This window comes from Polynucleobacter sp. JS-Polo-80-F4 (assembly GCF_018881965.1).
Classification (GTDB): Bacteria; Pseudomonadota; Gammaproteobacteria; order Burkholderiales; family Burkholderiaceae; genus Polynucleobacter.
In genome coordinates, this window is record NZ_JACVPI010000001.1 from 978,945 (window position 1) to 998,000 (window position 19,056).

Below are 19,056 nucleotides of genomic sequence, written 5' to 3' on the forward strand. Positions count from 1 at the left end.
CTTATGACCCCGATAGATCGCCTCATTCTGGAATTTGATTCCGCGCTTCGATCGGTGGTTGGCGGTGCAAATGCCCATAGACCTATCCCAGGGTCTCTTGCGGGAAGTGATTCTGTATTAGATGCCGCTGAACGTAACCATGCAGCAGGACTCATGCGCGTGAATCACGTTGGTGAAGTTTGTGCACAAGCCCTGTATCAATCACAAAAATTAGTCGCGCGAAATCCGGAAATTCGGGAGATGTTGGACCACTCTGCACAAGAGGAAATGGATCATCTTGCATGGTGTGAAACTCGCCTTCAAGAGCTCGGCTCACATACTAGCTATCTCAATCCACTCTGGTATGCGGGATCCTTTGCAATCGGCTTGGCAGCTGGCTTAGCGGGTGATAAGTGGAGTTTAGGTTTCGTTGCGGAAACGGAAAAACAAGTTGAAAATCATCTAGAAAGTCATCTCGAAAAATTACCCAAAGATGATCAGCGATCTCGAGCAATTGTTGACCAAATGCGTCTCGATGAAATTGCTCACGGACAGGCTGCAAAAAATGCTGGTGGCGTGAATTTGCCCGAGCCTGTTCAAAAAATCATGCAGACAATGTCAAAGATAATGACTACTACTGCTTATAAAATTTAAAACTGAAATTCGATTTAATTCTTCAAGTCTATTTCTGATTAATTTCATATATATTTTTCACAGATTACTGTTTTTAAATACAGTATATTGAGGGATTATCTAGCCCAATAGCTAAGATCTATTCTTAAGTATATTTTCCAAGCCTTTGTTTCAAGTAGCTATTTTATATTCACCATTTTCTCAACACATGACGCTAAGTGTTTGTAAACACTAGAGAAATTCCTAAAAAAACTCCTAAAAACACTTGACCCTCTTAGTGTGATCCTCTAAAGTGGGAGGAAGTGTGAAAAAGTGGGGTAAATAGTGTTTCAAGGTGCGTCAGCTCTCAATTTAGATGCAAAAGGCCGCATGTCTGTGCCGGCTAAGCATCGTGACGCCTTGTTGGTTCAGGGCGAGGGCCGAATCACGCTCACAAAACACCCCGATGGCTGCCTGCTTCTCTTCCCAAGACCAGAGTGGGAAACCTTCAGAGCAAGAGTGGCGCAACTGCCAATGGACGCTCATTGGTGGCGCCGCATTTTCTTGGGTAATGCGGCTGAAATGGATTTGGATAGCGCTGGTCGCGTATTGGTTAGTCCTGAATTGCGTTCAGCAGCAGGTATTGAAAAAGAAGTGATCTTGCTTGGTATGGGAAGTCACTTGGAGTTGTGGGATGCGGCTACATACGCTGCAAAAGAACAGGCTGCGATTGCATTAGGCATGCCTGAAGCACTCAAGCAATTTAATTTTTGATGACAGGGTGCCATGAACATAACTCATCGCCCAGTATTGCTGGCCGAGGCGGTGACGGCGCTAGTTGGCGGTCCGCTGATTCAAAATCAAAATACAGAAAAACAAATTTTAGTGATCGATGGAACCTTCGGGCGTGGTGGTCATACGCAGGCATTGCTCAAGGAGTTGAATCCTTCTGCGCGCATGATTTCATTCGACAAGGATTTGGATGCGATTGCAGTAGCACAACAAATCAACGATCCACGACTCAAGATCGTGCACGACAGTTTTGCGCAGATGGATCAGTACGCAGAGCCGGAATCGGTCGATGGCATTTTGTTGGATTTGGGAATCAGTTCGCCGCAAGTAGACGAAGCGCATCGGGGGTTTTCTTTTCGCCGGGAGGGTCCGCTCGATATGCGCATGAATACCGATCACGGTTTGACTGCAGCAGAGTGGTTGGAACAAGCGCCGCCGGAGGAAATCACACAAGTGATTAAGACTTACGGAGAAGAACGCTTTGCTTTTCAGATTGCGAAGGCTATTGTGGCTAGGCGCGAAGAAGGCTTGTCCCCAAAAACTACAACCGAGTTAGCCAGTCTTGTGGCGAGCGTAGTACGCACACGAGAAGCAGGTCAAGATCCTGCAACAAGAACATTTCAAGCATTACGTATTTTTATTAATCGCGAGTTGGAAGATTTAGAGCTCGGCTTAAAGGCGGCCCTGAAATTATTAAAGCCTGGTGCAAGACTCGCTGTAATCAGTTTTCATTCGCTAGAAGATCGCATCGTGAAGCAGTTCATGCAGGCACATGCAAAAGTAGAGGTGCCACGCGGTTTGCCTGTGCGTGAAAGAGATTTGCCACAAAGTGCGCTTGAAATTATTGGCCGCGTTAAGCCAAGTGATGCCGAGGTGTCTGGGAATCCGCGTGCACGTTCAGCAATCATGCGTGTTGCTGAAAAGCGTATTGGAGCAGTTGCATGAATCGCGCTACTTTGACTTTGCTAGCATTGCTATTGATTTGCGCTCTTTCATTGGTCGCAGCTCAGCAGCGTGCTCGAAAATTATTCATTCTTCAAGAGCGCGCTCAGATTGAAGAGCGCAAGTTAAACCAAGAATGGTTGCGCTTGGAATATGAGCAGCGCAATCTCTCAAAGTCTGCACGTATTCGTGATGTTGCTCGCAATCAATTACGAATGTCCCCGATTACTCCTGAGCGTACTTTGTATTTGAGGGAGGCTAAATGAGGCCGGTTGGTTTTTCTACTACGCCAAATTTAGTATTGCGCCTGCCAATGTGGCGGTCGCGTTTGATGCTATTCCTCTTGTTTTTCGTTTTCATGATGCTATTGCTACGCGCATTTTGGATTCAGGGTCCAGGCAATGCTTTTTATGAAGCTAAGGGTGTTCGTGGTACTCAGCGTGAATTAGAGTTGCCAGCCAGTCGCGGGAAAATTTTGGATCGTAATGGTCAAGTTATTGCAACCAGTTTGGAGGCTAAGTCTGTTATCGCCTACAACGACACAGTCCCAGATGATTTAGCTGCCGATAAAGTTCAAAAGCTGGCAAGTCTGTTGCAAATGAGTGAGTCTGAGTTGCGTAAGAAGTTAAAAGAAGAGCGCAAACAGATTTTCTTAAAGCGTCAAGTTGATCCTGCTGTTGCACAACAAATTAAGTTGTTAGAAATTCCAGGCATTGGCTTAAATAATGAATATCGCCGCTTCTATCCAGAAGGTGAGGCAATGGCGCATGTGGTTGGCTTTACCAACGTAAATGACAAAGGCCAAGAAGGTATGGAGCTTTCTCGGGAAGCAGAGCTAGCCGGCCATCCAGGGCAAAGACGCGTAGTAGTTGATCGACTCGGGCGCGTAGTTGATGAGATGGCGATCTTGCAATTGCCACAAAACGGAAAAGATTTAAATCTGTCTATTGATAGCAAGATTCAGTTCTTGGCTTACAACGCTGTTAAAGATGCAGTTGAAAAGCATCATGCTAAAGCTGGTGGTGCGGTCGTTCTTGACACCCAAACAGGCGAGATTTTGGCTTTAGCAAATTACCCGAGCTACAACCCGAATGATCGAAGGTACTTAACAGGCGAGCAATTACGTAATCGTGTGTTGACCGATACGTTTGAGCCTGGCTCAACGATGAAGCCGCTGACTATCGCAATTGCATTAGAAAAAGGCGTAGTTAAGCCCGATACCAATATGGTCATTGGTGCGAAATATTTGGTTGGCCCAAAACCAATTACAGACACGCATCCTTATGGCAATTTAACAGTCGCACAGATTATTCAAAAGTCTAGCAACATCGGTACCGCTAAGATTGCTATGAACAACCTCTCTGCTGAAGAGATGTGGGATTTCTATACGGCAGTTGGTTTGGGTCAGGCGCCAAAAATTGGCTTCCCTGGCGCTGTTGCTGGAACGGTTCATCCTTACAAGAAGTGGATGCCTACTGATCAGGCGCGTATTGCGTTCGGTTACGGTATTTCTGCTTCACTCTTCCAAGTGGCGCGTGCATATACCGTTTTTGCGCGTGATGGTGAGTTGGTGCCTTTAACCATTGAGCGAAGTCCAGATTTCAAGCCGGGCACTAAAGTCCTTTCTCCAAAAACAGCGATTGAAATGCGCAACATGATGGAAGCGGTTACTGAGCCAGGAGGCACCGCAATTAAGGCGCAAGCCGAAGGCTTCCGTGTTGGCGGCAAGACTGGAACAGCGCATAAGTTGGTTGGTAAGGGGTATGGAAATAAATACCGCGCCTACTTTGCTGGATTAGCGCCAATCAGTGCGCCACGTATAGTTGTTGCGGTAATGATTGATGAACCCACTGGCGGAAGCCATTACGGTGGTGATGTAGCAGCGCCAGTGTTCTCAACTATTGTGAGCGAAACATTACACACATTAAATGTGTTGCCTGATAGCAAAGTAAAGCAAATGGTATTGCAGGATAAGGGTCCGCAGGAGATTCAGACTGCGAATGCCCAAGCTCAACATGTGGTTTTGAAAAGATGAGGGTGGACTTGAAAATAGACACCAATCATTTGATTGACCACTTACACACCCTAGCAAATGCTTCTGCAAAAGTGTGTGCGGATAGTCGCCAGATTCAGTCTGGCGATATCTTTTTTGCCTACCCCATTGGTCATGGCAATGTTTTGCGCGATGGTCGTCAATTTATTAGTGCCGCTTTAGAGTGCGGTGCAGCTGCCGTTGTCTTTGATCCAGTAGGCTTAGAAAATCAATTTATTGATCATCCGCAATGTTTTGCAGTCGAAAATCTCGCAGCAAAAGTAGGCGAGCTTTGCGCGCAGTGGTATGGCTATCCGAGCAAAGAATTAAACATCATTGGCGTCACTGGCACCAATGGCAAAACCAGTATCACGCAATGGTTAGCCCAAGCTTTGGATGCAAACAATCATCGCACCGCAGTTTTGGGTACTTTAGGTACTGGTTTCCCCGGTGCATTAGTTCAAACGGGATATACAACGCCGGATGCCCCTAAATTACAGACTCAGCTAGCAGAGTTAGCTAAGGCTGGCGCAAAACAAGTGGCGATGGAAGTATCTTCACATGCGCTACATCAAGCGCGAATTGCCGGAACTGAATTCAATTGTGCGGTATTTACTAATCTGACGCAGGATCACCTGGATTACCACGGTAGCATGGCTGATTATGCTGAGGCAAAAGCTACATTATTTCGCCAAACCGGCCTTAAGCATGCAGTTATCAACTTAGATGATGCTTTTGGTCGCGAGTTAGCGATGAATCTATTAGCCAAAGAGAGCTTGAAGGTCTGGGCATATGCATTGTCCCCATCAGCATTTAAGGGTTTTGAAAAATTTGGCGATCGTTTGCAACGTATTTATGCAAAAGACTCCGTGCTAACTGGTTCTGGTTATGACTCCACCTTTGTTTCTGAAGGTGTGGGTAGCGTGCAATTGCACATTCCATTACTAGGTGAATTTAATTTAAGTAATGCGCTTGCCGTATGGGCGGTATTGCTTACGCAGGATATTGGTTTCGAGAGTGCGGGTAAGAAAATAAGTCAATTGAATCCGGTACTTGGTCGTATGGAGTTAATTCGCCTGGGCAAGCAACAAAAGACGGAAGGCTTGTTAGCAGTTGTAGATTACGCACACACACCTGATGCATTAGAAAAAACCTTGCAAGCATTACGCCCTATTGCTGATCAACGTGGTGGAAAGATTTGGTGTGTATTTGGCTGTGGAGGTGATCGCGACGCTGGTAAACGTCCGCAGATGGGTGCCGTTGCTGAGCGCAATGCCGACCACGTTCTCATCACTAGCGATAATCCTCGCTCAGAAGATCCGCAAGCCATCATGAAGATGGTTCGTAGCGGTATTAAGGCGGAAGCACAAAATATCCAAATGATCGCCGATCGCGCGGCAGCCATCATGGCTGCAATTCGTCATGCTGACACGCGCGATATTGTCTTAGTTGCTGGTAAAGGTCATGAAACTACCCAAGAAATTAATGGCAAGAAATTTGATTTCTCTGACCAAGAGCATATTCGCTTAGCTGCGGGAGGTGGGGTCTGATGTCAGTCATGACAACGCTTGCGCAAGCTCAGGCCATGCTACCTGGAAGCACATTGATTAACGCGTCCGCAGAGGCTGCGCAGGAATTAGTCATTTCTCGGGTAGGCACAGATAGTCGTCAGATCGATCGCAATGAATTATTTGTTGCCTTAGTTGGCGAGCGCTTTGATGCACATGATTTTTTAACTGATGTAGCTAAGGCTGGAGCTGGTGCAGCACTCATTAGTAGTCAAGATAAAGTGCCGGCAGACTTACCTGCAATTTGCGTTTCAAATACCCGTATTGGATTGGGGAATTTAGCAAAAGCATGGCGTGCTAATCATCCTATTCCTTTGGCATTAGTTACAGGTAGCAACGGCAAGACCACTGTTAAGGAAATGATTGCCTCCATTTTCAAAGCGGCAGTTGGCGAGCAACATACTTTGGTTACTAAAGGTAATTTAAATAACGATATTGGTTTGCCATTAACGCTCTTGAAATTGCGCTCAACAGATCGTCTCGCAGTCGTTGAGCTCGGCATGAATCATCCCGGTGAAACTGCACAGTTGGCTGCAATTGCACAAGCAAATATTGCGTTAATTAATAACGCTCAACGAGAGCATCAGGAGTTTATGGCAACGGTTGCAGCCGTTGCAGAAGAGCACTCTGATGCAATTCATGCTTTGCCAAGTGATGGTGTTGCCGTATTCCCTGCAGATTCAGAATTTGCAAATGTTTGGCGTCAGGCTGCTGCGGGTCGCCAGGTAATTGACTTTGTTCTCTCGTCTGCACAGAGTAAAAATTCAGCTTCAGTTACTGGAAGTCTATTAAGCAACGGCATGGTGCAGATACAAACGGAGCAGGGCTCTATAGAAGTTCAGTTAAATACTTTAGGTAGTCACAATGTCCGTAATGCTCTAGCTGCAAGTGCTGTTGGTATAGCGGCTGGAGTAAATCTTGAAAAGATTAAGCAGGGTCTTGAATCGTTCTTACCAGTAAATGGTCGTATGCAGGCAAAAGTGATTGATTCAAATCACACCTTAATTGACGATAGCTATAACGCCAATCCTGATTCCGTAAGGGCAGCAATTGATGCCTTAAAACAATCCGGCAACTTATCTTGGTTGATTTTGGGTGATATGGGTGAAGTTGGTAATCAAGGGCCAGAGTTCCATCGAGAAGTCGGTGCCTATGCAGCAGAACAGGGTATCTCAAAGATATTTGCCTTAGGCGAGCAATGCGAATTTGCTCTGCAGGGATTTAATGGAGTTGCTAGAAATAATGAGGCGCAATCTAGCGCATTACATTTCTCCGACATGGATAGTCTGATTGCGCAATTAAGAGATGCGCTACATGCACAGTCTAGCGGCAGCAATCAACACCTCAATATTTTGGTTAAAGGTTCACGGTTTATGCGCATGGAGCGTGTAGTGCAGGCTTTGTTAGAGGAGGCTAAAACATGCTCTTAATGTTGGCGCAATGGTTGCAAGATGATTTCGGATTTTTCCGAGTATTTAACTACATCACCTTTAGAGCAGTGATGGCAACAGTAACTGCTTTGTTAATTGGTTTGGCTGCAGGACCTTGGGTGATTCGTAAATTGGCTGCCTTAAAAATGGGGCAAGCCGTTCGCACTGATGGACCGCAAACCCATTTGGTGAAATCAGGTACCCCAACGATGGGTGGTGTATTGATTTTGATAGGTATCTTTATCTCATGCATGTTGTGGGCTGATTTAAGTAATCGATTTATTTGGATTGTGATGATCGTTACTTTTGGCTTTGGTCTAGTAGGCTGGGTAGATGACTACCGTAAAGTGGTTTACAAAGATCCCAAGGGTATGGCCTCAAGAGAAAAGTTTTTCTGGCAAACCTTAATTGGATTATTTGCTGCTATCTACTTGGCGTTTTCAGTTTCTGAGGTAAACAACCTCAAGGTGCTGCAATTGTTCTATGAGTGGCTCAGAAGTGGCTTTGCTCTAGATCTACCTGCAAAAACCAATTTATTAATACCATTCATGAAGGAAGTGAGCTACCCACTAGGAATAATGGGTTTCATTATCTTGAGTTATCTGGTGATTGTTGGCAGCAGTAATGCTGTCAATCTGACTGATGGCCTTGATGGCCTGGTCATTATGCCGGTGATTTTAGTGGGGGCTGCTTTAGGTGCCTTTGCCTATGTGATGGGTAATGCGATTTATGCAAAGTATCTCCTCTTTCCTTATATTCCTGGGGCTGGTGAGTTAATGATTTTTTGCGGCGCCATGGGTGGTGCTGGTCTCGCCTTCCTTTGGTACAACACGCACCCAGCGCAAGTATTCATGGGCGATGTAGGCGCGCTAGCTTTGGGTGGAGCGCTGGGCACTATCGCTGTGATTGTTCGTCAAGAAATTGTGTTATTTGTGATGGGCGGTATTTTCGTTGCCGAGACTGTCTCAGTCATGCTTCAAGTAACTTGGTTCAAGTTCACCAAAAAACATTTTGGTGAAGGCCGTCGAATTTTCCGGATGGCTCCATTGCATCACCATTTTGAATTGGGTGGATGGAAGGAGACACAAGTGGTTGTACGTTTCTGGATCATCACCATTCTTTTAGTCTTAATTGGCTTGTCTAGCTTGAAGTTACGGTAATCCAAAATTTAATATGTTGATCTTAGAAAATACCTTTGCAAATTCAGCTTTCATGGCTGATGAAGGCTATCAAGCACCCCACCGATTCCTTATTTTAGGGTTGGGTGAGTCAGGTGTTGCCATGGCAAAGTGGTGCTTGCGTAATGGCGCAGAAGTACGCTTGGCAGATACGCGTGATCAATCAACATTTACTGAAAAACAAAATGCTTGGCTCGATGAGCTTCGAATTGCAGGTTTAAAAGATGTTTGTTTTGGTCCTTTGAGTGAAGATCTGCTCAAAAATATTGATGTGATTGGTATCAGCCCGGGTCTTTCTCCAGTGCAGGACCCAACTTATTCTTTTTTAGTAAAGGCTGACGAAGCTGAGATCGATGTTTGGAGCGAATTAGAATTTTTTGCTCGTGCAATTGCTGCTGTAAGTCGCATGGCGCAAGCACAAGAGTTAAGTTATGAGACTTCAGTATTGGCTATTACTGGTACTAATGGCAAAACAACCACCACCGCATTAACTGGCCAGCTCTGCGAACGCGCAGGTAAGAAGGTTGCTGTTGCAGGAAACATTAGTCCGGCTGCTTTAGATAAGCTCATGAACTGCTTGGATTTGGCAGATCAAATTACGGATATGCCAGATATTTGGGTATTAGAGCTCTCAAGTTTCCAGTTGGTCTACACCCATACGCTGAATGCTACGGCGGCAACCGTCTTGAATATCACCCAAGACCATTTAGATTGGCATGGTGATATGAAGGCTTATGCAGAGGCTAAGTCAAAAATATTTGGCGCCGATACAGTATGTGTACTGAATCGAGATGATTCATTGGTGATGGGCTTACTTTCTGAAGAGCAAAAGGCTGAGAAATCTATTGTGACTTTTGGCTCTAACCGTCCAGATGAGCAAGGCGCTTTTGGTATTGAGCACGACTTACGCGCAGGTGGAATTGATTGGCTCGTATGGGCTGAAGTTGACGAAGATGTTGAACCAAAACCCAAGCGTCGTCGTAAGTCTGCAGCTATAGAGGAAGATGAGCCATTGCGACTGAAGCGCTTGATTCCAGCGGATGCTTTAAGAATACGTGGACGTCACAACGCATTAAACGCCTTAGCTGCACTTGCCTTAGCGCGTGCTGCAAATTTACCAATGAATGTTTTATTGCATGGTTTACGTGATTACCATGGCGAACCACACCGTGTACAGAGTATTGCGATTGTTAAAGATGTTGAGTATGTGGATGACAGCAAGGGCACTAATGTAGGCGCTACTGTTGCTGCATTGAATGGCCTCGGTAGTAATGAATCCGGCAAACGTATTTGGTTGATTGCTGGTGGCGATGGGAAAGGTCAAGATTTCAGTCCATTGCGTGAACCGGCCTTGCGTTTTGTTAAGGGCGCATTCTTGATTGGCAAGGATGGGTCTGCAATAAGCGAGGCTTTAGGTTCCGATATTCGCAGTACAAATTGTGGTGATCTGAAGTCCGCTGTTCAGGCTGCGGCAGCACAAGCTATATCCGGGGATTTGGTGCTACTTTCGCCTGCTTGCGCAAGCTTAGATCAATTCCGCGACTACGTTGAGCGCGCTCAAGTATTTGCTTCAGAGGTTGAAGAATTAGGAATGCAGTTTGAAGGAGTTCAAGCATGAACTTAAAAGAAAAGTTATTTCCTGAAAATCGCCTTGGATTAAATCGCTTCTGGAATTTTTCTCGCGGTGGAATTGATAACTTCCGCACTGGTTTACGCGATGCTGTTTCTGGAGTTGAGCAAACTCGTTCACGCATGATGGATTACGACCAGTTACTCGTGTGGGCAGTCCTGTCACTGATGCTGATTGGTTTGGTAATGGTGTACTCCGCCTCAATTACTTTAGCTGATGGCCCTAAGTACGCTAACTACAGTAGCAACTTCTTCCTTATTCGTCATGTCATCTCCCTAGCAATTGCGATTGGCGTCGGAATCTGGGCCTTTAAGATTCCCACTAAGGTATGGGATCGTTATTCACCAGTGATTTTTGGGTTTACTGTCTTGCTACTGATTGCTGTTTTGATTCCTGGCATTGGTAAAGGCGTGAATGGTGCAAAGCGCTGGATTCCATTGGGCCTAATGAACTTTCAGCCCTCCGAGTTAATGAAGTTTGCCGCTGTGATCTTTGCAGCAAGCTATACCGTTCAACGTCAAGAATATCTCCATTCTTTTGTTAAAGGTATGCTGCCTATGGGTATTGCGGTTGCTCTGGTGGGCGGCTTGTTAATGGCAGAGCCTGACATGGGTGCATTTGTAGTGGTTGCCTTGATTGCATTTGGCATCCTCTTTTTGGGCGGTATTAATGCCAAGTTATTCGGTGGCTTGATTGCTGTTGGTCTTATGAGCGGTGCAACGATGATTGCGCTATCTCCGTTTCGTCGTGGACGCATGTTGGCTTTTATGGATCCATGGCAAGTAGATAACGCTGCCAATAAGGGCTATCAATTAACCCATTCACTCATGGCGTTTGGCCGAGGCGAATGGTTTGGTACAGGGCTTGGCGGTAGTGTAGAAAAATTGCATTACCTACCAGAAGCGCATACCGACTTCATCATGGCGGTGATTGGTGAAGAATTAGGTTTCGTTGGTGTAGTGGTCATGATCTTCTTGTTCTATTGGATCGTACGTCGCGCCTTCTTAATTGGTCGCACTGCTTTGCAATTGGATCGTAGCTTTGCTGGTCTTGCTGCTAAAGGCGTCGCTATTTGGATTGGCTGGCAAGCATTCATCAATATGGGTGTGAACCTTGGGCTGCTTCCAACCAAAGGTTTGACTTTGCCATTGGTCAGTTATGGCGGCTCTGGAATTCTGATGAACGCAGTGGCTGTAGCAATGTTGCTGCGTATCGATTTTGAAAATCGCATCCTCATGCGCGGAGGGAAGCTGTGACAAAACCCTCTATTCTGGTGATGGCTGGCGGTACTGGGGGACATATTTTCCCAGGCCTTGCTGTCGCTGAATATTTGCGGATTTGCGGTTGGAATGTCTCTTGGTTAGGTAACCAAGCGGGCATGGAATATCGTCTTGTGAAGTCTTGTGATTTTCCATTTGAGGCAGTTGATTTTGGCGGTCTACGAGGCAAGGGTTTAAAAACAAAGCTGATGTTGCCTATCAATCTCATACGTGCATGCTTCCAAAGCTGGAAGATTATGCGTCGTATAAAACCAAATGTTGTTTTGGGTATGGGCGGCTACATTACTTTCCCAGGTGGATTGGTTACTAAATTTTTGAAGCGCCCTTTAGTTTTGCATGAGGCAAATTCGGTTGCTGGTAGTGCAAATTTGGCGCTGAGCAAAATTGCAATGCGTACGCTCACTGGATTCCCTGAAGCGATGGCTCATGCAGAGTGGGTGGGCAATCCGATTCGTGAAGAGTTTGATCATATGCTTGCACCCGCAGCTCGTTATGACCAGCGCCAAGGCCCACTCTCAATATTAGTAGTAGGTGGTAGCTTAGGTGCCGCGGCCCTAAATGAAAATATCCCCGCTGCGCTGTCATTAATTCCAGAAGAGTCACGCCCTAAAGTCATTCATCAGGCGGGTGATAAGCATTTAGCTGATCTGCAAAAACGGTACATCGATCTCGGTGTGGTTGCAGATGTTCGTCCTTTTATTGATGACATGCCTGCTGCGTATTCACAGGCAGATTTGGTGATTTGTCGCTCGGGCGCTATGACTGTCTCTGAAATAGCCGCTTGTGGAGTTGCGTCTTGCCTTATCCCTTTCCCATTTGCAATTGATGATCACCAAACCGCAAATGCACAATTTTTATCAAATTCTGATGCAGCAGTTCTGTTGCCACAGCCATCGCTCAATCCTCAAGATTTAGCAATGATGATTCAAAACTTCAATCGCACAGAATTAAAAGAGATGGCATTGCGTGCACATGCATTAGCAAAGCCACATGCAACTCAGCGAGTAGCTGAAGTATGTGCAGATTGTGCGGGGGTGGGTATATGAAGCATATCGTTCAGCAAATACATTTCATCGGTATCGGTGGTGCTGGCATGAGCGGCATTGCTGAAGTACTTTTGAATTTGGGTTACCAGGTTTCGGGATCCGATCTTGCCGATGGTGCAGTGACTAAGCGTCTAAGAGAGTTGGGTGCGGTCATTCATATTGGCCATGACCCTAAAAATATTGGCACCGCTGAAGCTGTAGTGATATCCACTGCCGTTGCGGGCAATAACCCAGAAGTTTTGGCTGCACGTGCGGCAAAGGTTCCAGTCATTCAACGCGCAGTGATGTTGGGTGAGTTAATGCGCCTAAAGCAGGGTATTGCGATTGCGGGAACGCACGGTAAGACGACTACCACTAGCTTAGTAGCATCAGTTTTAGCTGAAGGCGGATTAGACCCAACATTTGTCATTGGTGGGAAACTGAATTCAGCAGGTGCCAACGCCCGTTTGGGACGTGGCGATTTCATTGTTGTAGAGGCAGACGAATCAGATGCTTCTTTCTTGCAGTTATTCCCCGCAATGGAAGTGGTAACCAATATTGATGCTGATCATATGGATACCTATCAACATGATATGGCGCGTCTAAAGCAGGCATTTGTACAGTTTATTCAGCGTATGCCGTTCTATGGTGTGGCAGTGCTGTGTATTGATGATGCAAATGTACGTGACATCATTCCATTTGTGTCTCAGCCAGTGCTACGTTATGGCACATCAGAAGAGGCGGATATCCGCGCAAGTAATGTTCGTGCAGATGGCACTCAAATGCACTTCACGGTTGATCGTCGCACGGTGCGGAGACATGGAAATAAGCCTGGTCCGCTAAATATCACCCTGAATTTACCGGGCTTACATAATGTTCGTAATGCCTTGGCTGCCATTGGAATTGCGACAGAGTTAGGCGTAGGTGATGAGGCAATTATTAAGGCTCTATCCGAGTTTGGCGGTGTAGGTCGTCGTTTCCAGCGTTATGGAGAAATTCCACTGACATCTGGCGGCAGCTTTACCTTGATTGATGATTATGGACATCATCCAGTTGAGATGGCTGCAACGCTAGCTGCAGCTAGAGGTGCTTTTCCAGATCGTCGCTTGGTCTTGGCATTCCAACCGCACCGCTTTACTAGAACGCGTGACTGCTTTGGTGAATTTGTGCAGGTCCTCAAGAGTTTTGACGCTTTGGTTTTGACGGACGTATATCCAGCAGGCGAAGCAAAAATTCCAGGCGCTGATAGCAAGAGCTTGATGAAGGCCGCGGTTGCTGAGGACAAGAATTCTAAAACCTTATTAAATGTAAGTGCAGTGGCTTACGCTGCAAATATTGCCGAGATGCCAGAAAAATTGAGTCAAGTTTTAAAAGATGGTGATGTTTTAATCACGATGGGTGCAGGATCGATTTCTGCTTTGCCGCATACGCTTTCGGAGGCAAAGAATGTCTAAGGTAGTTGCTAATTTGAGCTCTTGGGGTGATCGTGCAAAGGCTAGCTTAGCTGGCTTGGACCCTAAGTCTTTCGGTCGCGTTGGGGTATTGCTGGGTGGTAAATCTGGTGAGAGAGAGATCTCCCTCATGTCCGGTAATGGCGTATTAGAGGCTCTGCGTGCAAAAGGCGTTGATGCGCATGCATTTGATACAGGATTGCGTTGTCCGACTGAGCTAGCTAAAGAAAAATTTGATCGTATATTTATTTCCCTGCACGGTCGCTTTGGTGAGGATGGAACCATTCAGGGTTTGCTTGAATTGTTAGGCCTGCCTTATACCGGTAGTGGTGTTTTGGCATCTGCTTTAGCTATCGACAAAATTGTTACCAAGCAAGTCTGGATTAGTAATGGACTCGCCACCCCTGATTATGAAGAGCTGACAGCTAGAAGCGACTGGAATGCAGTTGTGAAACATCTGGGCTTGCCTTTGATTGTGAAGCCTGCGCATGAAGGCTCTTCTTTGGGTTTAACAAAAGTTAAATCAGTTGATGAATTGCCTGCTGCTTACAAGTTGGCAGCTGGATTGGATAAGAAAGTGATTGCAGAGACTTGCATCATTGGTGATGAGCTCACTTGCCCATTAATTGGACAGGGCAACACAGCTGAAGCTTTGCCTGTCATTAAAATTATTCCGCCACAAGCAAATTATGATTTTCATAACAAGTACTTTTCTGACGAGACTCAGTACCTATGCCCAACCGGACTTGCGCCTGAAGTGAATGCTGCAGTCCAAGAATTAGCTTTGGCTGCATATAAAGCTTTGGGTTGCCGTACATGGGGACGTGCAGATGTGATGTTGGAGCAAAAGACTGGTAAGCCTTATTTACTAGAGATGAATACCTCCCCTGGCATGACTTCTCACTCCTTGGTCCCTATGGCTGCTAAGGCTGCTGGTATTGAGTATGCCGACTTAGTGCTCTGGTTATTAAGTCAAACATTGCAGCAAAAAGAGGGCGCCTCTACATGAGCAACTTCATGGACCGCTTCGGTGAAATTTTCTCCATGTTAATGGCTCCGCTTTGGAATCATTCCGAGCGAATGGAGAAATTGAGTCGCTTCATGATGCGTTGCTTTGTTGTAATGCTGGTGATTGGCATTTTGGTTTGGTTGAGTCAACGGCCTGTATTTGCATTGAAGCAAATTCAAATTGAGCCGGTTGCTGGCCAAACGTTGAAACACATTAATAAGCCTATTGTGAAGCAGCAAGTGCTTGAAACAGTTCAAGGCAATTTCTTCAGTGTTCGCCTAGAGGATGTGAAGCGCGGCTTTGAAAGTATGCCTTGGGTAAGACATGCCAATGTGCGTCGTGTCTGGCCAAATGGATTGGTGGTGAGTATTGAAGAGCAGAAGCCTTTTGGAACCTGGGGCGGAGCTGATAGTCACACCCTCATGAATACCCATGGCGAACTTTTCACCGGTCGTGTTTCTGAGTTGGGTGACGATGTCCGTTTAGTTGACTTCTCTGGCCCTGCAGATGCTGGTAAAGAAGTGATGAGTCTTTATGAAAAAGCCAATAACTGGTTTAAACCATGGGGTGCTGAAGTAACTAGTCTTGCACTGACCGAGCGTTATGCATGGCACGTAAGACTTTCTAATGGCATGAAGGTGGAGTTTGGACGCGATGAAGAAAGCTCCGACAAGAATTTAACAGAAGAGCGTGTAGCGCGATTATTTAAGTATTGGCCACAAGTTCAAGAGAAGTGGGCGAATCGAGTGGATGCAGTTGATTTGCGCTATGCAAATGGTTTCGCAGTTCATCTTGCTGCTGCAAGTTTGAAAAAGAATGATGTAGATGGCAAAAAAAGTGAGCTGAAGCAATGAGGAATGGTAATGAGTAAAGACAATCGCGATATTTTGGTTGGTTTAGATATTGGAACTTCCAAGGTAGTTGCCTTGGTTGCTGAATTAGCTCCTGATGGTCAATTCAACGTGGTTGGTGTTGGTCAAACTGCTTCGAAGGGATTAAAGAAGGGTGTTGTAGTCAATATTGAGGCAACCGTTCAGTCGATTCAGAAGGCGCTTGAAGAAGCCGAGGTAATGGCCGATCGCCAGATCGTACAAGTATTTACAGGTATCGCGGGTAACCACATTGTGAGTTTTAACTCGAGTGGCATGGTTGCCATTCGTGACAAAGAAGTTGGTTCTGGAGACGTTGAGCGTGTTCTCGAAACAGCAAAAGCAATCAATATCCCAACTGATCAACAGATTCTGCACATCCTGGTTCAAGAATTCATTATTGATGGCCAGGAAGATGTACGCGAACCAATTGGTATGAGTGGCCTACGCTTAGAGGTAAAGGTACATATTGTTACTGGAGCCGTTAGCGCCGCACAAAATATCGTGAAGTGTGTACGTCGTTGTGGTCTTGAGGTAAATGATTTGATATTGCAACCTTTGGCCTCAAGCTTAGCAGTGTTAACTGAAGATGAAAAAGAGCTTGGCGTTGTATTGGTCGATATTGGAGGTGGTACAACTGATATTGCGATTTATTGCCAGGGTTCGATTCGTCACACAGCAGTTATTCCAATCGCTGGCGATCAAATTACCAACGACATTGCAATGGCATTGCGCACGCCAACGATTGATGCTGAGGATTTGAAAATTGCACACGGTATCGCTCGTCAAGAGATGGCTGATCCAACTGCGATGATTGATGTTCCTGGTGTTGGTGATCGTGAGCCACGACCTATGTCTAAACAGGCTCTAGCAGCGGTCATTGAGCCACGAGTTGAAGAGTTATTTACCTTAGTAAGAGGCGTAGTGCGTGACTCTGGCTATGAAGACATGGTTTCTTCTGGAATTGTTTTAACTGGTGGCACTGCGCTAATGCCTGGCATGGTGGAGTTGGCTGAGCAAGTCTTCTTGCGGCCAGCCCGTATTGGTACACCGGAGTACCGCGGACATTTACATGAGGTTTTACGAAGCCCTAGATATGCCACCAGCATTGGTTTGCTGATGGAAGGCCAAGCGCAGTTGTTGCGCGGCCGTCGTGTTTCTCAATCAGGCGCGCTACAAGGTGTTATTTCGCGCATGAAGGAATGGTTTGCGGGTAATTTTTAAACAATTTTTAAGTTTTTTTCGTCGTCGTCAACGTAGTACGTATTTACCTAGGAGGGTATATGGAATTTGAAATGTTAGATCAAGAAACAGCCGGCAAGACCATTATTAAAGTGGTTGGAGTCGGTGGCGCTGGTGGTAATGCTGTCCAGCACATGATCCGTCGCGGTGTTAATGGCGTAGAGTTCATTTGCATGAACACCGATGCTGGCGCTTTGCAGCGTTCTGAGGCATCTGTGAATTTGCAACTGGGTTCTAGCGGATTAGGTGCAGGAGCCAAACCAGAAATTGGTGCAGCTTCAGCCGAAGAGGCTCGTGCTCGTATTGCTGATACCTTGCAAGGTGCGCACATGGTGTTCATTACTGCTGGTATGGGTGGCGGTACTGGAACTGGTGCGGCTCCAATCGTGGCTCAAGTAGCTAAAGAAATGGGCATCTTAACTGTTGGTGTAATTAGCAAGCCATTTGATTTTGAGGGCGTAAAGCGCTTGAAGGTTGCAGAGAATGGTGCTGCTGAACTCGAATCTTATGTGGATTCATTAATTGTTGTGCTCAACGAAAAACTCTTTGAAGTAATGGGTGAGGATGCTGAGTTTGACAAGGCATTTGCTTGTGCTGATGATGTATTGCATAACGCTGTTTCAGGCATCGCAGAAATTATTAATGTTCAGGGTTTGATTAACGTTGACTTTGAAGACGTTAAGACAGTTATGGGTGAGCAAGGTAAGGCCATGATGGGAACAGCAACTGTTTCTGGTATGGATCGCGCTCGTTTGGCCGCTGAAGCTGCAGTTGCTTCACCATTGCTCGAAGGTGTTGATTTATCAGGCGCTCGTGGCGTATTGGTGAACATTACTGCTAGCCGTTCATTAAAGTTATCTGAGACTCGTGAAGTGATGGCTGCGATTCGTGGCTACGCTGCAGACGATGCAACTGTGATTTTTGGTACCGTGTATGACGAGAGCTTAGGTGATGCACTCCGTGTGACTGTTGTTGCTACTGGCTTGAATAATCCCCAAGCTCGTAAAAATAATCAACCAGAAGTTGTTTGGAGACAAGCAACAGGTACTCACGATGCAATGCCAACGATGGCTGATCTCAATAGCTTTGCCCCTGCTAGTGCATCAGCAGCAATCAGCAGAGTCAGTTTAGATTCCGCTTTAAGTGCTAGCGCAGGTTTAGCAATGACAGGTGTTGGAAGTGCTCCAGCAGTGGCGGCTCAACCAGCAAGTACTGGCGTTGACTATAGTCAATATGATTTACCGCGTGTTTTTCGTAGCTCTCGTGAAGCGACTCCTGCGCCTACATTAGGTGCGGATAGTTCTCCTCAAGCGAAATCCATGTTGGATAAAGGGGCTGATTACTATGAAATCCCAGCCTTTTTACGTAAGCAAGCAGATTAATTGACTGCTTAATACAATAGGTAATTGCGAAATGCCAGCGCGGCGCCCCTCCGGACGACGAATCCCGCGCTTGCGTTGGCATGCTTACTAACAATTATTTATTGGAGATGTCATGATTGAAGTTGGACAAAAATTACCTAACGCTACCCTTTATGAGTTTATGAATGAAGAGAGCGAAGGCTGCTCCTTAGGACCAAATGCTTTTGAAGTTGAAAAGCTAGCCGCTGGAAAAAAGATTGTGTTATTTGCATTGCCTGGTGCATTTACACCGACTTGCTCTGCAAAGCACGTACCTGGCTATGTTGAGCACTACGATGCGATTAAAGCTAAGGGTGTTGATGAAATCTGGTGTGTTTCTGTGAATGATCCATTTGTAATGGGTGCATGGGGGCGCGATCAAAAGGTTGGTAAAAAGATTCGTATGTTGGGTGACGGCAGTTCTGAATTCACTAAAAAGCTTGGTTTGGAGTTGGACTTAATTTCTCGAGGACTGGGCGTCCGTTCCGATCGTTACGCAATGATCATCGAAGACGGTGTTGTGAAGTCATTGGATCGCGAAGCTCCAGGCAAGTTTGAAGTAAGTGATGCCGCTTCTATTTTGAAAAAGCTGTAATTCAAGCTTTTATATAACTAAT

General features: G+C 46.0%; 17 protein-coding genes. All 17 read left to right on the forward strand.

The genetic code is table 11. From position 1 onward, the window contains the following. The first annotated feature begins 3 nt into the window (after nt 1-3). Entirely contained in the window at nt 4-633 is a 630-nt protein-coding gene (coq7, locus tag ICN20_RS05005) for a 2-polyprenyl-3-methyl-6-methoxy-1,4-benzoquinone monooxygenase (RefSeq protein WP_216238461.1), read from the forward strand. A 303-nt stretch (nt 634-936) separates the two neighbouring features. Next, on the forward strand, nt 937-1,365 hold the full coding sequence (gene mraZ, locus ICN20_RS05010) for a division/cell wall cluster transcriptional repressor MraZ (RefSeq protein WP_216238463.1): 429 nt from the start codon (nt 937-939) through the stop codon (nt 1,363-1,365). A 12-nt stretch (nt 1,366-1,377) separates the two neighbouring features. Next, the gene (gene rsmH / locus ICN20_RS05015; protein ID WP_216238464.1) at nt 1,378-2,328 is read left to right on the forward strand and encodes a 16S rRNA (cytosine(1402)-N(4))-methyltransferase RsmH; all 951 of its coding nucleotides are present in this window, start codon (nt 1,378-1,380) and stop codon (nt 2,326-2,328) included. Continuing rightward, nucleotides 2,325-2,591 (forward strand): cell division protein FtsL, encoded by a 267-nt coding sequence (ftsL, locus tag ICN20_RS05020; RefSeq protein ID WP_216238465.1) that lies wholly within the window; start codon nt 2,325-2,327, stop codon nt 2,589-2,591. The genes rsmH and ftsL overlap by 4 nt, the downstream gene beginning before the upstream one ends. After that, on the forward strand, nt 2,588-4,360 hold the full coding sequence (locus tag ICN20_RS05025; protein ID WP_216238466.1) for a penicillin-binding protein 2: 1,773 nt from the start codon (nt 2,588-2,590) through the stop codon (nt 4,358-4,360). The genes ftsL and ICN20_RS05025 overlap by 4 nt, the downstream gene beginning before the upstream one ends. Beyond that, nucleotides 4,357-5,907, forward strand: a complete 1,551-nt coding sequence (locus tag ICN20_RS05030; RefSeq protein WP_216238467.1) for a UDP-N-acetylmuramoyl-L-alanyl-D-glutamate--2,6-diaminopimelate ligase — start codon at nt 4,357-4,359, stop codon at nt 5,905-5,907. The genes ICN20_RS05025 and ICN20_RS05030 overlap by 4 nt, the downstream gene beginning before the upstream one ends. Next, entirely contained in the window at nt 5,907-7,355 is a 1,449-nt protein-coding gene (gene murF, locus ICN20_RS05035; RefSeq protein ID WP_216238468.1) for a UDP-N-acetylmuramoyl-tripeptide--D-alanyl-D-alanine ligase, read from the forward strand. Before ICN20_RS05030 ends, murF begins: the two co-directional genes overlap by 1 nt. Then, entirely contained in the window at nt 7,346-8,515 is a 1,170-nt protein-coding gene (mraY, locus tag ICN20_RS05040) for a phospho-N-acetylmuramoyl-pentapeptide-transferase (protein ID WP_216238469.1), read from the forward strand. Before murF ends, mraY begins: the two co-directional genes overlap by 10 nt. A 13-nt stretch (nt 8,516-8,528) precedes the next feature. Continuing rightward, nucleotides 8,529-10,151 carry a UDP-N-acetylmuramoyl-L-alanine--D-glutamate ligase gene (murD, locus tag ICN20_RS05045; RefSeq protein WP_370624526.1) on the forward strand — a complete coding sequence of 541 codons (1,623 nt, stop codon included), beginning with the start codon at nt 8,529-8,531 and terminating at the stop codon, nt 10,149-10,151. Beyond that, nucleotides 10,148-11,419 carry a putative lipid II flippase FtsW gene (gene ftsW / locus ICN20_RS05050; RefSeq protein WP_216238470.1) on the forward strand — a complete coding sequence of 424 codons (1,272 nt, stop codon included), beginning with the start codon at nt 10,148-10,150 and terminating at the stop codon, nt 11,417-11,419. The genes murD and ftsW overlap by 4 nt, the downstream gene beginning before the upstream one ends. Continuing rightward, a complete protein-coding gene (murG, locus tag ICN20_RS05055) occupies nt 11,416-12,489 on the forward strand; it encodes an undecaprenyldiphospho-muramoylpentapeptide beta-N-acetylglucosaminyltransferase (RefSeq protein ID WP_216238471.1) in 1,074 nt (357 codons plus the stop codon). Before ftsW ends, murG begins: the two co-directional genes overlap by 4 nt. Then, nucleotides 12,486-13,922, forward strand: a complete 1,437-nt coding sequence (gene murC, locus ICN20_RS05060; protein WP_216238472.1) for a UDP-N-acetylmuramate--L-alanine ligase — start codon at nt 12,486-12,488, stop codon at nt 13,920-13,922. The genes murG and murC overlap by 4 nt, the downstream gene beginning before the upstream one ends. Next, nucleotides 13,915-14,928 (forward strand): D-alanine--D-alanine ligase, encoded by a 1,014-nt coding sequence (locus ICN20_RS05065; protein WP_255534653.1) that lies wholly within the window; start codon nt 13,915-13,917, stop codon nt 14,926-14,928. The genes murC and ICN20_RS05065 overlap by 8 nt, the downstream gene beginning before the upstream one ends. Next, nucleotides 14,925-15,782, forward strand: a complete 858-nt coding sequence (locus ICN20_RS05070; protein ID WP_216238473.1) for a cell division protein FtsQ/DivIB — start codon at nt 14,925-14,927, stop codon at nt 15,780-15,782. The genes ICN20_RS05065 and ICN20_RS05070 overlap by 4 nt, the downstream gene beginning before the upstream one ends. 9 nt (nt 15,783-15,791) lie before the next feature. Beyond that, a complete protein-coding gene (gene ftsA, locus ICN20_RS05075) occupies nt 15,792-17,021 on the forward strand; it encodes a cell division protein FtsA (RefSeq protein ID WP_215321364.1) in 1,230 nt (409 codons plus the stop codon). A 59-nt stretch (nt 17,022-17,080) separates the two neighbouring features. Next, on the forward strand, nt 17,081-18,421 hold the full coding sequence (gene ftsZ / locus ICN20_RS05080; protein ID WP_216238476.1) for a cell division protein FtsZ: 1,341 nt from the start codon (nt 17,081-17,083) through the stop codon (nt 18,419-18,421). Nucleotides 18,422-18,533: 112 nt separating this feature from the next. Continuing rightward, complete coding sequence (locus ICN20_RS05085) at nt 18,534-19,034, forward strand: peroxiredoxin (protein WP_216238478.1); 501 nt, start codon at nt 18,534-18,536, stop codon at nt 19,032-19,034. The last annotated feature ends 22 nt before the right edge of the window (nt 19,035-19,056 follow it).